Source organism: Enterobacter sp. ku-bf2, from assembly GCF_001742765.1.
In the GTDB taxonomy this organism is placed as follows: domain Bacteria; phylum Pseudomonadota; class Gammaproteobacteria; order Enterobacterales; family Enterobacteriaceae; genus Enterobacter; species Enterobacter quasiroggenkampii.
This window is the reverse complement of the sequence record NZ_MDVW01000019.1, coordinates 226,550-239,188: the sequence shown is the minus strand read 5'-3', so window position 1 is coordinate 239,188 and position 12,639 is coordinate 226,550. Positions and strand designations below refer to the sequence as shown.

14 protein-coding genes and 1 tRNA gene are annotated in these 12,639 nt (G+C 53.2%); 8 read left to right on the top strand and 7 right to left on the bottom strand.

Features of this window, described 5'->3' with window-relative positions; translation table 11 throughout:
- Positions 1-3 precede the first annotated feature (3 nt).
- From BFG58_RS18445 to BFG58_RS18430, 5 genes are all read left to right on the top strand, one after another.
- Positions 4-516 (top strand): HNH endonuclease, encoded by a 513-nt coding sequence (locus tag BFG58_RS18445; RefSeq protein WP_069720259.1) that lies wholly within the window; start codon positions 4-6, stop codon positions 514-516.
- A gap of 130 nt (positions 517-646) precedes the next feature.
- Positions 647-847 (top strand): hypothetical protein, encoded by a 201-nt coding sequence (locus BFG58_RS18440; protein WP_062676596.1) that lies wholly within the window; start codon positions 647-649, stop codon positions 845-847.
- Positions 848-883: 36 nt separating this feature from the next.
- Positions 884-1,138 (top strand): hypothetical protein, encoded by a 255-nt coding sequence (locus tag BFG58_RS18435; protein WP_069720258.1) that lies wholly within the window; start codon positions 884-886, stop codon positions 1,136-1,138.
- Between the two features lie 494 nt (positions 1,139-1,632).
- Positions 1,633-1,971 carry a helix-turn-helix domain-containing protein gene (locus BFG58_RS23500; RefSeq protein WP_368072908.1) on the top strand — a complete coding sequence of 113 codons (339 nt, stop codon included), beginning with the start codon at positions 1,633-1,635 and terminating at the stop codon, positions 1,969-1,971.
- Positions 1,854-3,011: a site-specific integrase gene (locus BFG58_RS18430; protein WP_254665209.1), complete on the top strand. Its 1,158-nt coding sequence runs from the start codon at positions 1,854-1,856 to the stop codon at positions 3,009-3,011. Before BFG58_RS23500 ends, BFG58_RS18430 begins: the two co-directional genes overlap by 118 nt.
- A 15-nt stretch (positions 3,012-3,026) precedes the next feature.
- On the opposite strand, the gene BFG58_RS18425 is transcribed toward BFG58_RS18430, so the two are convergent.
- Positions 3,027-3,103: transfer RNA gene (locus BFG58_RS18425), tRNA-Arg, on the bottom strand.
- Positions 3,104-3,381: 278 nt separating this feature from the next.
- Here BFG58_RS18425 and BFG58_RS18420 point away from each other — a divergent pair.
- From BFG58_RS18420 to fimZ, 3 genes are all read left to right on the top strand, one after another.
- Positions 3,382-4,080 carry an EAL domain-containing protein gene (locus BFG58_RS18420; RefSeq protein ID WP_045909720.1) on the top strand — a complete coding sequence of 233 codons (699 nt, stop codon included), beginning with the start codon at positions 3,382-3,384 and terminating at the stop codon, positions 4,078-4,080.
- 24 nt (positions 4,081-4,104) lie between these two features.
- A complete protein-coding gene (locus BFG58_RS18415) occupies positions 4,105-4,833 on the top strand; it encodes a response regulator transcription factor (protein ID WP_048225963.1) in 729 nt (242 codons plus the stop codon).
- A gap of 800 nt (positions 4,834-5,633) precedes the next feature.
- Positions 5,634-6,266, top strand: coding sequence for a fimbria biosynthesis transcriptional regulator FimZ (gene fimZ / locus BFG58_RS18410; protein WP_008499339.1), 633 nt, complete (start codon positions 5,634-5,636; stop codon positions 6,264-6,266).
- A 51-nt stretch (positions 6,267-6,317) separates the two neighbouring features.
- Here the strand turns inward: fimZ and sfmF are convergent, their stop codons facing one another.
- The 6 genes from sfmF to fimA form a co-directional block, all read right to left on the bottom strand.
- Positions 6,318-6,839, bottom strand: coding sequence for a fimbria assembly protein (gene sfmF, locus BFG58_RS18405; protein ID WP_045909722.1), 522 nt, complete (start codon positions 6,837-6,839; stop codon positions 6,318-6,320).
- A 9-nt stretch (positions 6,840-6,848) separates the two neighbouring features.
- Positions 6,849-7,856: a type 1 fimbria D-mannose specific adhesin FimH gene (gene fimH, locus BFG58_RS18400; protein WP_045909723.1), complete on the bottom strand. Its 1,008-nt coding sequence runs from the start codon at positions 7,854-7,856 to the stop codon at positions 6,849-6,851.
- On the bottom strand, positions 7,849-10,410 hold the full coding sequence (locus tag BFG58_RS18395; protein ID WP_069720256.1) for a fimbrial biogenesis usher protein: 2,562 nt from the start codon (positions 10,408-10,410) through the stop codon (positions 7,849-7,851). The genes fimH and BFG58_RS18395 overlap by 8 nt, the downstream gene beginning before the upstream one ends.
- A 14-nt stretch (positions 10,411-10,424) precedes the next feature.
- A complete protein-coding gene (fimC, locus tag BFG58_RS18390) occupies positions 10,425-11,117 on the bottom strand; it encodes a type 1 fimbria chaperone FimC (protein WP_063621032.1) in 693 nt (230 codons plus the stop codon).
- 34 nt (positions 11,118-11,151) lie between these two features.
- The gene (fimI, locus tag BFG58_RS18385) at positions 11,152-11,697 is read right to left on the bottom strand and encodes a type 1 fimbrial protein subunit FimI (RefSeq protein ID WP_023310642.1); all 546 of its coding nucleotides are present in this window, start codon (positions 11,695-11,697) and stop codon (positions 11,152-11,154) included.
- 68 nt (positions 11,698-11,765) lie between these two features.
- Positions 11,766-12,329 (bottom strand): type 1 fimbrial major subunit FimA, encoded by a 564-nt coding sequence (fimA, locus tag BFG58_RS18380; RefSeq protein WP_008499333.1) that lies wholly within the window; start codon positions 12,327-12,329, stop codon positions 11,766-11,768.
- Between the last annotated feature and the right edge of the window lie 310 nt (positions 12,330-12,639).

Here is a 12,639-nt window from a genome sequence, read left to right as displayed (position 1 = left end):
CAAATGTCTGATGTTGTCTCTCTTGAGGAACTTAAGCGTCTTTTCTTTTATGACCCTGAAACTGGAAATTTTTATCGACTAAAAAGCATTCGGAATCTAAGGAAGGGAGATATCGCAGGGAGCCTAAACAAGTCGGGATACATCGAAATTTATATTAACAGTAAGAGATATAGGGCTCACAGACTGGCTATTTTCTATATGACTGGTAGGTGGCCTAAAGCGGTTGATCATAAAAACAGAATAAGGAATGACAATCGCTGGTGCAACATTCGCCCATGCACACTTGCTGAAAACAATCAGAATCCTGGAATCAGCAAAAGGAATAAGTCCGGCGCGATAGGCGTTCATTGGCATGGCCGGCAAAGGAAATGGATAGCGGCAATACAAATTGATGGCAAGAAGCTGCACCTTGGAAGCTTCTCAACGAGAGAGGAAGCAATGCTGATTGCCAATACCGCCAGTAGAGTAAGGGATGCTTTGCTAGATAGTGTCCTTTACAGGAAATACGCAGCATAACAAACCCGCACATCGCGGGTTTTTCTTTATCCGGAGTCACCATGCAATACAACCTTATCCTGGCTGCCATCGCGGGTCTTATTGCATGGGCGGCTATCTCTTCACTCATTCACATGTCAGAGGGCTTGTTATGGCTAAATTTGCTGTGGGCGCGTTAGTGCAGCTTAAGTCTGGAGGCATCAGAGGGATGGTTGAGAGCCAGATTGAGCCGGATAGCGACCATCCGAAATACTGGTGCAAATGGGATGACGGTAACTTCGATATTCGCCACGAACACGAACTTCGCGCGGCTACTGTTGATGAGCCTCGCGTGTATAAGAAATTAGCGTAGAATGGATGCATAAGGGCTCAATCATGCGAGGTATTTATGGATTTATCTAGGTTTATTGCGCCAGTAAAAACTGATGAGGTTGAGTATGTGATCATTGGCGGAAGGCGTGATGGTGAGAGAGGAATTATGGATAAAAAGGTCCACACCATCAACGGAGACGGTATCTACCATAAGAAGCAAATAACCTGCGGTGGGTATACTGCAACCTTCTTTGTTTCATCCGATATGGGTGACGCAACACCTGGTGAAGTAATGTCTGTGCTGTGCCACGGATACCGAAAGCCAAAATGAGTTAACAAGAGGTCGCTAAGGCGGCCTTTTTTACGCATCGACTAGACCGCCGCAATGGCGGTTTTTTATTGGAGATAGATAATGATTCCTTTTGTATCAGACTTCGTCGCCCACTTTAATAATGCCCGAGCCTGTGTAAAACAAATCAGAAATGGTGAGTGGGTGCCGGAATATAACTCCATAAGCAGAACGCACCACACCGCCAGCAGGAATGGCTATCGCCTTTGGTTATCTAACGGACCATTTTTCTGTGAAGTTGATGAATTCGAGGGGGAAAGATGCGCTTACGCATTCGGGTGGCTTTTCAGGCACTACGTATGGTTTGCTGCTGCTAGAAGCTTAAAGATTAAAGCTGATTCAAGCAGTAAAGGCGCAAAACATCATCCACTTCTTTAATTGCGCAGTAACCATGGAATCACACAGCCTCACACTCGATGAGGCCTGTGCATATCACATAAGACCGCCACAAGGCGGTTTCTTTTTGTCTGGAGTACATGATGGTTGAAGCCAAAACGCTGACCGCCAGACAGGCGGCAGAGCTCCTTATAACCTCGCCGCGTACCGTCTATCGGCTCATCGACTCAGGCCAGCTTGCCGGCAAGAAGGTCGGTAACAAATACCGCACAACCGATGTCGCCTGTATTGCGTATTTACATGACCCGCGCGATCCTGTTGCCGCGAGCGCGGGTGAACATAAAGGAGAGTATTTATGTCAATCACCCTCAGAGGCGGAGTGTGGCACTGTCATTTCGTTACACCGTCAGGGAAAAGAATTAGACAATCTCTTGGTACGGGGGACAAGAAACAAGCTCAGGAGTTGCACGACAGGCTGAAGGCAGAAGCGTGGCGTGTGGATAAAATCGGGGAGTTGCCAACAAGGACGTTTGAGGAGTGTTGCATCAGGTGGATTCGCGAGAAAGAGCACAAGCGGTCTCTCGATGATGACAAGACCAAAATCGAATACTTCCTGCGGCATTTCTCAGGCAGGGATGTTTCGACCATCACGGCGGAACAAGTCTATGACGCCGTATCAAAGATGGTAAACCGCAAGCATATTCAGGTGTGGGAGTCGCGCAGGGACGCAGCCATACGCAGGGGAAAGGAGCCACCTCCGTATGTTGAAAAGCCAGTGAGTCAGGCGACTAAAAGCCAGCACCTGTCTTTTATGCGGTCACTGCTGAAAACTGCAGCCAATGACTGGGGATGGATAAAGGCGGCCCCCGTCATTAAGACCAAAAAGCCTATCAGCAAACGTATCCGCTGGCTAACCAGGGATGAGGCTGAACGGCTTATCGCGTGCATGCCGGAGTCGATAAAGCCAGTGGTGATATTTGCGCTGGCAACCGGCCTGCGCCGCTCCAACATCATTGATCTGGAGTGGCAGCAGGTCGATATGCAGAGAAAGGTTGCATGGGTAAATCCGGAGAACGCGAAGGCGGGCAAAGCTATCGGCGTAGCTCTGAATGATACCGCATGCAGAGTGTTAAGGGATCAGATCGGGAAAAGTTCCAGGTGGGTATTCGTTCACACGAAGCCATCAACGCGCCCGGATAAAACTGTCACTCCGGCGGTAAGGAAGATGCGCGTGGATGATAACAGCGCCTGGCGCATTGGCCTGGCAAAAGCGGGTATAGAGGACTTCCGTTTTCACGACCTCCGGCATACCTGGGCGAGCTGGTTAATTCAGTCAGGTGTACCGCTTTCCGTGTTGCAGGAAATGGGAGGCTGGGAGTCGATCGAAATGGTCCGTCGTTATGCTCACATGGCACCGAACCATTTAAGCGAACACGCACGGAAAATAGATGCCATTTTTGGCAACCATGACACAAATACGACACAAGGAGAAAATCAGGCTGGTTTGAAACTGGCGTAAGTGCCTGTTTCTAAATGGCACGCCCTGTAGGATTCGAACCTACGACCTACGGCTTAGAAGGCCGTTGCTCTATCCAACTGAGCTAAGGGCGCACTGAGAAGCGTGTACTTCGCGGCGGTGAAACGCGAAGAATTATACGGTCAATGGCAGGTGAGTCAATGCCTTTTCCATTTTCAGGGGCAATTACCGCTAGCCGATTGTAAATACGGCTATTTTCTCAACATTTATCCGCGATTTACCGTAAAATTTAGCACTGCGAAAAGGCTTAGTTGCATTTAAGTAACGCCTGCTGTTTTCCTGTACGTCAGCTCGTCACACTAGAGTCAGGTATCCCGGCCGCCTGGAGGCTGACAGACAACAGGACAATGGAGTGACAGCGCAAAACCTGATCGATACGCCCCCCCGGTTACAGTACCTATCTCAGGACATCGTCGGCATTAAGCTTGAGCCCATCGTCGCCCTTACCTCCTTGCGCCAGGTTGGCGTCGAGGTCCTTAGCGTTCTGGCCGACACGCGGCACAGTGAGGACTTTTTTTGCGATCGGTCCGCTGAGTGGTCGATAACGCTGCTTGAAGCGCAGCTTGCCACGTTAAAAAATACGCCGCACGGTCATAACCTTTTTATTAATCTGCCGATAACCGTCCTGACAGAGCCTGCGTCCTTTCAGCGTCTTATCAGACTCCCCTGCGTGCCGCTCAATATTGAGTTTGTCGACCCTGCGGCTTTTTTGGCGCTGTCTGTCGCGCGCAAGCAGCATGTGGTTCAGAATCTGCAGCAGCTGAGCAGACAGGGGCACGCAATCTGGCTGGATGACATCGATGACGTCTTAGTGCAGTCGTTTTTATCCTGTCGACTCCCGTTAAGCGGCATCAAAATAGATAAGGAAGCATTCTGGCGTTTACGCGATACCCCTGCGCTGAGGCACCTGGTTTCCCTTTGCTTTCAGCTTGCCGGGAAAGTGCTTATCGAAGGTATTGAGACTGAACGCGATCGTACCTGGGCACTGCAGGCAGGCGCAGACTTCGGCCAGGGATATTACTGGCCGTCCTGGACATGGCCGGAGGATTAAAACGCCATTTCCAGGAGGGAGACCATGCGAATGACAGTGCGCCGTTACCGGCGGCGGCGTACAGGAAGTGATGCACTGGGATTTACGCGCTCACCTTTTGCTCCCCCCTTTTTCGACCGGCTCGAATTCTTGAGCCAGTCCATCAGCCAGCCCCGCAAAACAGACGCCCCGTTTATCCTTCTGGTGACGGAGGATCACTATCTGCGCACCGGTTTTCTCAACGGGCAGTTCCCGCTGAGCAGCTGCTGTGACTACGCCACGCTGGATGACGCCCTTGTCGCGCAGACGCAGTGGCCCTCTGCCCGTCTGGTCGTGGATATTGAAAGCCGGTCCACGGGGCTTCTGGAGAAACTGGATCAGTTGAGACGCCACAGCCTGTTTCCGCCTTTCCTTACGCCCTGGCTGTTAGTCCGGGCCGATAATTACGACACCCGCCTCTTCTGCAAAGCGGCAGGTCCTTTTCATGTGCTCGAACGCCAGCTGAACGCCGCGGCACTCCAGCACAGCCTGCTGGATACCCGCCCCCCACAGGGCTCCGACAAAGACTGGTTCTCCCGCAACGAATGGCCGATCCTGCAGGAACTTTCCCGGGGCAAGACGTTACGTCAGATTGCCCTTATGCAGAATCGTCCCTATAGCCGCATTATCTATCGTCTCAGCTGCATCCTGGTGAAACTGGGGCTGAGTCATCGGCAGGAATTACTTCACCTTCTTAATAACCTCTCAGACTGCACGTTTACACTCACCTCCTAACCCCTTATTTCCTAAAGCGCTTTAGGAATTTACTTACCATTCGTGTTTCAAAAATGTTAATTTTTAACAATAAAGTCGAAATTATAACTATTCCTAATTTATGGCCGCGAACCTTGCGAAATGCCACAAATTGAACGAACGGCAGCACTTTCCTCCATCCGTTAAGTGAATGCAGACAGCGTTAACAAGATGATAATGATGTAAAAACAAGCAGGTTAGCGGGAACGCTCAGGAGGAAAAAGCGAAGCGGATAGCATGTTCTCCTGTGCATGAGATGTGGGCCTTCGGGTCAACCTGCGCGCTTTCAGATGAAGGTCTGACGGCCTGCGAGGGCAATTGTTGTCCTCATCAGCGTGGGTTTGTCCCCCTGAATGATGCGTATTTTTGTTAACAATTGATCAACATAAAGAGATATGTGTTATTTTTTGTTATTACATAAAGATGAAAATATGCGGTAAATGAGATAACAGGATATTTCCGCTAAATTTAAAAAAATAGCGATTCAGATCCAGAAGATAATACAAACCCATAAGCGGATATTAATTTACAGGGTTTTCGGAAAAAACTTACCCTGTATAATAAGATGCGTACCAAATCTGAATAAGAAAAACCTTTTTGCCAACACCAGCCAAATGAGATGACCGCGCTGAGGCATAGTTCTTTTCATTACGTAAACAAGGATGCTTTCGCTCTTTCCAGGGAAATACTACGGTATAGGGATCTGCACATTATATCCTTCCGGCATTTCGAGAGTTTTACCAAACTCTGCATAACGCTTTTAACAATCTGAGGCATTAAAAATGAAACCGGCATCCGTTATCATTATGGACGAACATCCTATCGTCAGAATGTCGATAGAAGTCCTGCTACAGAAAAATAAGAATATCACAGTCAAGCTCAAGTCTGGCGATAGCCATGAAGTTCTTGACTGTATCCGTAATCACCCTATCGATCTGGTGATCCTTGACATTGAACTCACGGGCACGGATGCTTTCGCTTTACTTAAGAGAATCAGAAACTTAAACAAAGACATTAAGGTTCTGTTCCTCTCGTCTAAATCAGAGTTATTTTACGCGGGTCGCGCTATTCGCGCCGGGGCAAATGGCTTCGTCAGTAAACGTAAAGATTTGGGTGAGATCTACAACGCCGTAGAAATGATCCTGATGGGCTATTCCTTTTTCCCGTCGGAAACGCTGAACTTTATAAACCATTTGGGTTCAGGGAAAGGGATGGCTGTCGATATGCCATTATCGAATCGCGAGGTCACGGTATTACGGTATCTGGCGAATGGATTATCCAATAAGGAAATTGCTGAACAGCTACTATTAAGCAACAAAACCATTAGCGCGCATAAATCCAATATTTATTCCAAACTGGGTGTGCAAAGCATCGTGGAATTAATTGATTACGCCAAAGCGCACGAGCTGCTTTAACCTGAATTCACTCCCTGCAGCTTATCTGAGCTGCAGGGAGTGCGGTCAGTGCTAATTATAGTTAATCATAAAGGTGGCATCCGCATCGGCTCGTCCGGGCTGAGGGTTATCTGCAGTGGCAATATAGTTGGCATAAAACGACAATGTTGCATTCCCCTGCGCATCAACCGAGACCGGCTGGCTGGCCTGCTGGAGAGCCAGACGCGTTTTATCCGCATCCCTGATCTCTACCGCGACACGGCTCGCTGTACTGGCGTCGTTCAGCGCCAGCAATCCGTTATTGCTCCCGTCGGCTTTACCCGAAAACGTAATGGACGCCGCGCCCGGCGGACAGCCGGTCAGCTTCAACGTAAACGGCATGGGCTGCGTGCGGCTCCCGGTCGTGCTGAGCTGTTTCGTGGGCCAGGTGCCCAGCGTAACGGTCTTGTCGCTGTCGCTCCCCTCGGCGACGCAGGTAAAATCGACAATGTTGCCGTAGAGCCGAATGTTAATTTCGCCCAGCGCGGTGTCCGCCTGAGCCTGTGTGCAAAGCGCAAAAAGCGCCACGGTGATAAAACGGATCCCGTTTCGCATATCGGCTCCTTAGTCGTAATCCACACGCAGATACCCGCGCGAGGTAAAACGCCCTTCCGCTGGCTTATTGCCCGTCACGCTCACCGGCCAGACCCGGATCCCCACCTGTGCCTGCGCGCTATCGTCGAGGCGGAACGGAATTTTGCTTGTCAGGTTGTTAGGCGTCAGCGGCGCCCCGCTCTCGTTAGCGATGATAAACCCGACGTCCGGGTTATCCGACACCAGCACATTATCAGAGACTTTTTCCGCCTCAACGCGCATCGTCAGCATGGCGTTCGCCTCCACGTTGGTGCATTTGATCGCAATGGTTTTGCTTTGCGATGAGACGCCCTCCGGTTTGTTACCTACACCCGCCTTGCTGAACAGGGAGGCACCAATGTCACCGAAATCAAACTCCACCACGTTACCGGCATTGATGGCGCAGCTTTGCGGCACCTGAATGGTTCCGCTGTAGCTAATGGTATAGACCGGCGTGGTGAGCGGATCGGAGGAGGTGGTAGTGACGTAAACGCGGAACATGGTGGCGCGCGGGATCACGACCATGTTAATAAAACGCCGGGTCACCTTAAGGCGGAAGACAAGGCTGGAGTCCTGCACGCCAAACGGTTTGTTTTTCGAGACGTTAGGGTGGCTCCCCATCTGGATATAGTTTTTAGGCGGATAAAACACGCCAGCATAGCTGTCCGTGATTTTCATGGCCCCGTCCAGATAGTCGTTAAGCTTCAGATACTGATAGCCATCGCTCGTTCCCGTTACCGGGTAGTCGGTCACATAGCTACGCTTGGTGGTATTCCCGACGGTGCCCTTCGGGCAGACGGCATTCACCCCTACCCACTGCGACTTCTCGCTGAGCGTCACGACCTGTCCAATCTGGTTATTCGAGCTATTGAATTTATCCGTCAGGTCGTAATGCACCTCCGTCGGCACGCCCTTTTCATTGACGCACACGGTAGCGAATGCGTTTGTCGCAGGCAGTAACGCCAGAAGCGACAAGGCAAAGATGTGGGTTTTATTCACAGCGAATCCCCTTCAGTGTGATTGCCTGTTGCAGGCTCTTTTCAGGCAAGCTGTAAGGCGCGCGACACTGGGACTTTGCCCCGTCGCCCCACTGGATCAGCAGTTCGCCTTCCAGCGGCAGCCCGCTCAGGTAAATTTGCCCGTCGTCCCCCACCATGCTGGTGACACCGCTCCGGGTCTCACGGACCACTGCGCCGAACGGCACGGGCTGGTTACCGCGCATCACCGTCAGCAGGGCGCGCACGCCAATGCGGGTATCAAAGCTGGCGCGCACCAGCGCGCCTTTGGTCGGCACCACGCTACTCACGTTGTTTTCGATGTCGGTGTTGTTGCTCATGGTGTTGGTATCCAGCGCCACGCGGTTATAGCGGTAGACGGTGGCATACGGCATCACCGCATAGCCTCGCCAGTCGGTTCTCACGCCGGTCTGGTTTTCCACGCTGACGCCGGATGCCCCCGGGGCTTTGATCAACACGTTGGTGTCGCCCAGCGGCTGGCTGAAGGTCACGCCGTCGGCATGACCGACGACCCCGCCGGAGAGCTGCCAGTTAAGATCGTGCTGATCGTCGCTGTAGTTGTAGCCCACGCCCAACGTGCCGTAGGTCGCCTGCCAGTTGGCGCTGGCGCTTCCGCTTGCGCCGTTGGTGCTGGTGTGTCCCTGGGTCACGCTGTAGTTCAGGTTGCGGTCCTCCAGCAGCGTGCCGCTGACGCCGGTTTGCCAGCTCGTGTCACCATCGCTGTTCCGGCTGGCAGATGCCGTGGCATAGGCGCGGTCAATCGCGCTGTCCCGGCGATAGCCCTGGCGAGTAAAGATACTGAACGGCACGGAGACGTTAAACGACGCGATCCGGTCGGTTCCGTCGATCCCGACGGATTTGTTCCACGACCACGAAACGGAGTAGTTGATCCCCTTCACGCCCCCCGCATAGCCCAGCTGGTACCAGAGGTTCGACTCGTCGGTTCCCCAGTAGGTCTGCTCGCTGCCGGAGATATAGATCGAGCCGTAGTCCCCCAGAGACTGAGATACGTTGAGCTGGAAGCGGCCTTTTTTATTCCACGTCAGGTTGTGATAACTCTGCACGTCCGGCACGCCGTCATTATCCTGGCTGTCGGCATACTGATAGCCTTCCATTGAGCGCCAGGCCACATCGTCCAGGGTGTAAAATCCTTTTGTGGAGTAGCGGTAGCCCAGCAGCTGGAAGTTGGTGCCGAAACCGTTAAGGGATTTCGCATAGAGGAAGCGCAGGGACTGTCCTTCATGCTTGCTGTCGTCCGCGAGCTGGCTGCGGGCGTGGGTGATATCGAGCGAAACCGCGCCCCAGTCGCCCAGGTTTTTTCCGGCCCCGACGGCGACCGCGGTATAGCGTGAGGCCAGCTGCGTTCCGCCGTAGAGCGTAAAGCCGTTGGCAAGTCCGGTAATCAGGGTGCCCTGGGTGAAGAACGGCGTGTCCTGATCGCTGTTACCGCTGCGGTAATCCCCCGCGACGAGGTCATACTTCCAGCGCCCTTCACGTTGCAGAAGCGGCACGGTGGAGTACGGCACGGTATAGCGCTGCTGGCTGCCGTCTTTCTCTTCCACCGTCACTTCCAGGTCACCGCTTGAAGAGGTGGGGTTGAGATCGGTAATCGCAAAGGCGCCCGGCTGCACATAGCTTTGATAGATCACGTAGCCATTCTGACGGACCACCACTTTGGCGGGCGTACGTGCGATCCCGCGCACGGTGGGCGCGTAGCCCTGCAGGCTGTCCGGATACATGCTGTCAGACGAGAAGAGCCGTCCGCCGCGGAACCCCATGCTGTCGAAGACGTCATTGCCGGTATTGCTGTCGCCCAGGACCAGTTCGCTTTTCAGCGGGATCACGGTGCGCTGTGCCCAGGTGCCAATATTCTGCCACTCGCTGTGTCGCTGCCCGTTGGTCTGCGTGTATCGCCATGCGCCGTTGTTACGCAAGCGCCAGGCGCCATAGTTCAGACCGCTCTGCAGGTTGAGATAATAGCTGTCGTCTTCGCTGCCCCGGTTGCCGGAGAAGCTGTAGTTCAGCAGCGCGGCGGGAATGCCCTCATCCCACTGTTCAGGCGGAATGTAGCCCCGGGCGCTGTTCTGTAATGCCACCTGCGGCAGGCTGACGTTCAAACGCTGTGAGGCAAAGTTGAATACCGTTTCGCTGCCGGGAATGGCCGTGGTCAACGGGACGCAGGTCTCGCCCTGGACCTGAGCCAGCTCGGGAAACGCCGCGACGTTGACGCCAAAGCGGTCGAGCATCGCCCGCGTAATACACGGCGATAACCCGCCCGCCACCGGCGGCGTGTTCTCAGCCTGCTCAAAACGCACGTCCTGAGTTCCGATAAATTCATCGTTACGCCAGATATCCACGCGATAAACGCCGGGTGCCTGCTGGTGCCCTTGTTCAAAACGCGACAAATCCGCCACGCTGGCGGTGTCGTCGGACAGGAAGGCCGGGTTGAAATAGCTTTCGCTCCAGCCAGCCTGCGGCCAGAGCGCAGCCATCAGCGCCAGCGCAACCGGGCAGTAACGTCCCTGATGGTTTTTCATCGCCCTGACTCTGCTCACAGGTTGACGCTACGCGCCGGCGTGATGGCACCGTAGTCATTCACGCTCTGCCAGGAGAGCGTGCCGCCGGCACCGGCTGGCAGCACCTGCTGTGCCGCGCTTTTCGGCGCCACCATCAGGTTATCCAGCGTCTGACCGCCCAGCTTAAGATTGACGAGGGTGATGTAATACGGAGACGCGTTGCTGACTTTGAGATGGTTACCCGCGCGCTCAAACCGCAGCTGGGAAAGCGCCTCTTCCGGCTGCATCGCCAGGTTGTTCGGTCGCACAAACAGCTTGATGCGCGAGAGAATAGCCAGCTGCAGCACGTTATTGTTTTCCGTTTTGGCTTTGTTCACTGACGGGATCGCTTTCACGTTCATGTAAAACAGCGATTCACGGTCGGCAGGCAGCGCAGGACCGGCGTAAATAATGCGCAGCGTGTTCTCACTGTCCGGCTCGCTAACAAACAGGGGCGGCGTGACGGCAAACGTTTTTTCTTTTTGCCCGTTCGCATTTTCAATCCACGCGTTAATTAAATAGCGTTCCTGTTTATTGCTGTTGGTGATTGCCAGCGACGTTTGCTTCGCCTCTGCGGGATAAATAACGCGGGTGGCTCCCAGCGCAATACCGCCGGATGCATTCGCGCAGGCAGAAACCATCATTAAAATAAACGATAAAAAAAGTCCTGGTTTAATTAGGGTATTCATCACAACCGTACCTTTAATAATGTGTTCGCAGGTGTTATGGATAAATCAACGTAAACCAGACATCCGACTGAATTTTGCCTGGCTCGAGGTGTTCGGAAATAGCCCGATAGCGGGCGCTAAAATGGAACGCCAGCTCGCGGGTATCGATCGGCAGCCAGCTGACGGCCGTGGCATTCGGGATAATCTGACGTTGCTGTTCGTCAAAGAGCGCCAGCCCGACGCCGCTGCTGACAGGCGTTTCACCTGGCCGCGATGTCGCCAGAAAGACCTGCGGATCCTCTGCGGGTGTGACGCCCTGAAACTGGATCCCCACGGTGCGCGAAACATCAACGCTGCAGTCCAGCAACCGCACGGTGAACGGCACATTCACCGTGGAAAAACTGCCCACGCCGGAAAATGAGTTGGTTCGGTACTGCCCCATATCGATGCGCATGTTCTGACTGTCGGGCGCCACGGCGCAGCCGCCGTTCACCAGTTCACCGCGGAGATGAACCTTGCCGCCTTCGATCACCACGGTATGCGCCGATGCCGGGCAAGCCATCGCAAGGGTTAACAGCAGTAGTGTTCCTGTCCTTGTCATCCTTCGTTCCTGGCAATAGCGTATGACGGGCCTCGTCCCTGAGGCCTGAACATCCCTGTGCGGAGGAATTATTCGTATTTCATTACGAAGGTGGCGTCAGCGTTCGCCTGGCCTGGCTCGGTAGTCGCAGCCGTTGATTTATAACGCGCGGTGAACTTCAGGGTGTTTGTCCCTTCGATCAGCGTCTGCGCAGCAGAGAAGGTCGCACCGTCTGGGGTCAGAACGCTGGATTTGCTGTCGAGGATCTCGATACCCACGCCTTTCGCGGTGTTGTCGTTGCTGCCGGAGGTGACGGCCAGCAGGGTTTTGTCGGTTGGGTCGATCTGACCGGTGAACGCAACGGCTGCGGTTTTGGCGACCAGCGGATCGCAATCGTTCAGTTCAATGTTGAACGGAATATTAGAGGTGGTGTCGCCCACTTTGGTGAATTTCGCGGTACGATACTGACCCAGATTAACGGTCTGCTCGGAAGAATCAGTATTGACTGAACAAGCCGCATTAACCAGCTCACCTTTAAAATGTACGGTACCGCCATTTACGGAAACCGGGGCAGCAGGATCTGCGGCATTTGCGGCACCCGCAACCAGGGCCAAAGTTGCAATAACAGTAGAAGCAATGTTGCTGAGTTTCATGTCTATTCCTTTAAAATGTAAATAACCCTTCCCGCGAATAATCGGGAATAAGAAATACGTTCAATTGATGAATTGAAAGCTTATTTCGGAGGAGACAAAGTAGCTCAGGAGGCGATTTTTAAATATGTCAAAACGCTGCCATTTCGCCAGGTCACATCCTAATCCCGCCTAAGAAATTGACCATCCCTTAAGAAGGGTTTTTGCGGCTTGCTGATAAAAACGCGCAAAGGGTGACTGACAGCGAGGCTCGCTTCTGACAAAATACACGCATCCCCCCTTTTCGAACGTTACAGACGGAATCTTCTCTCTG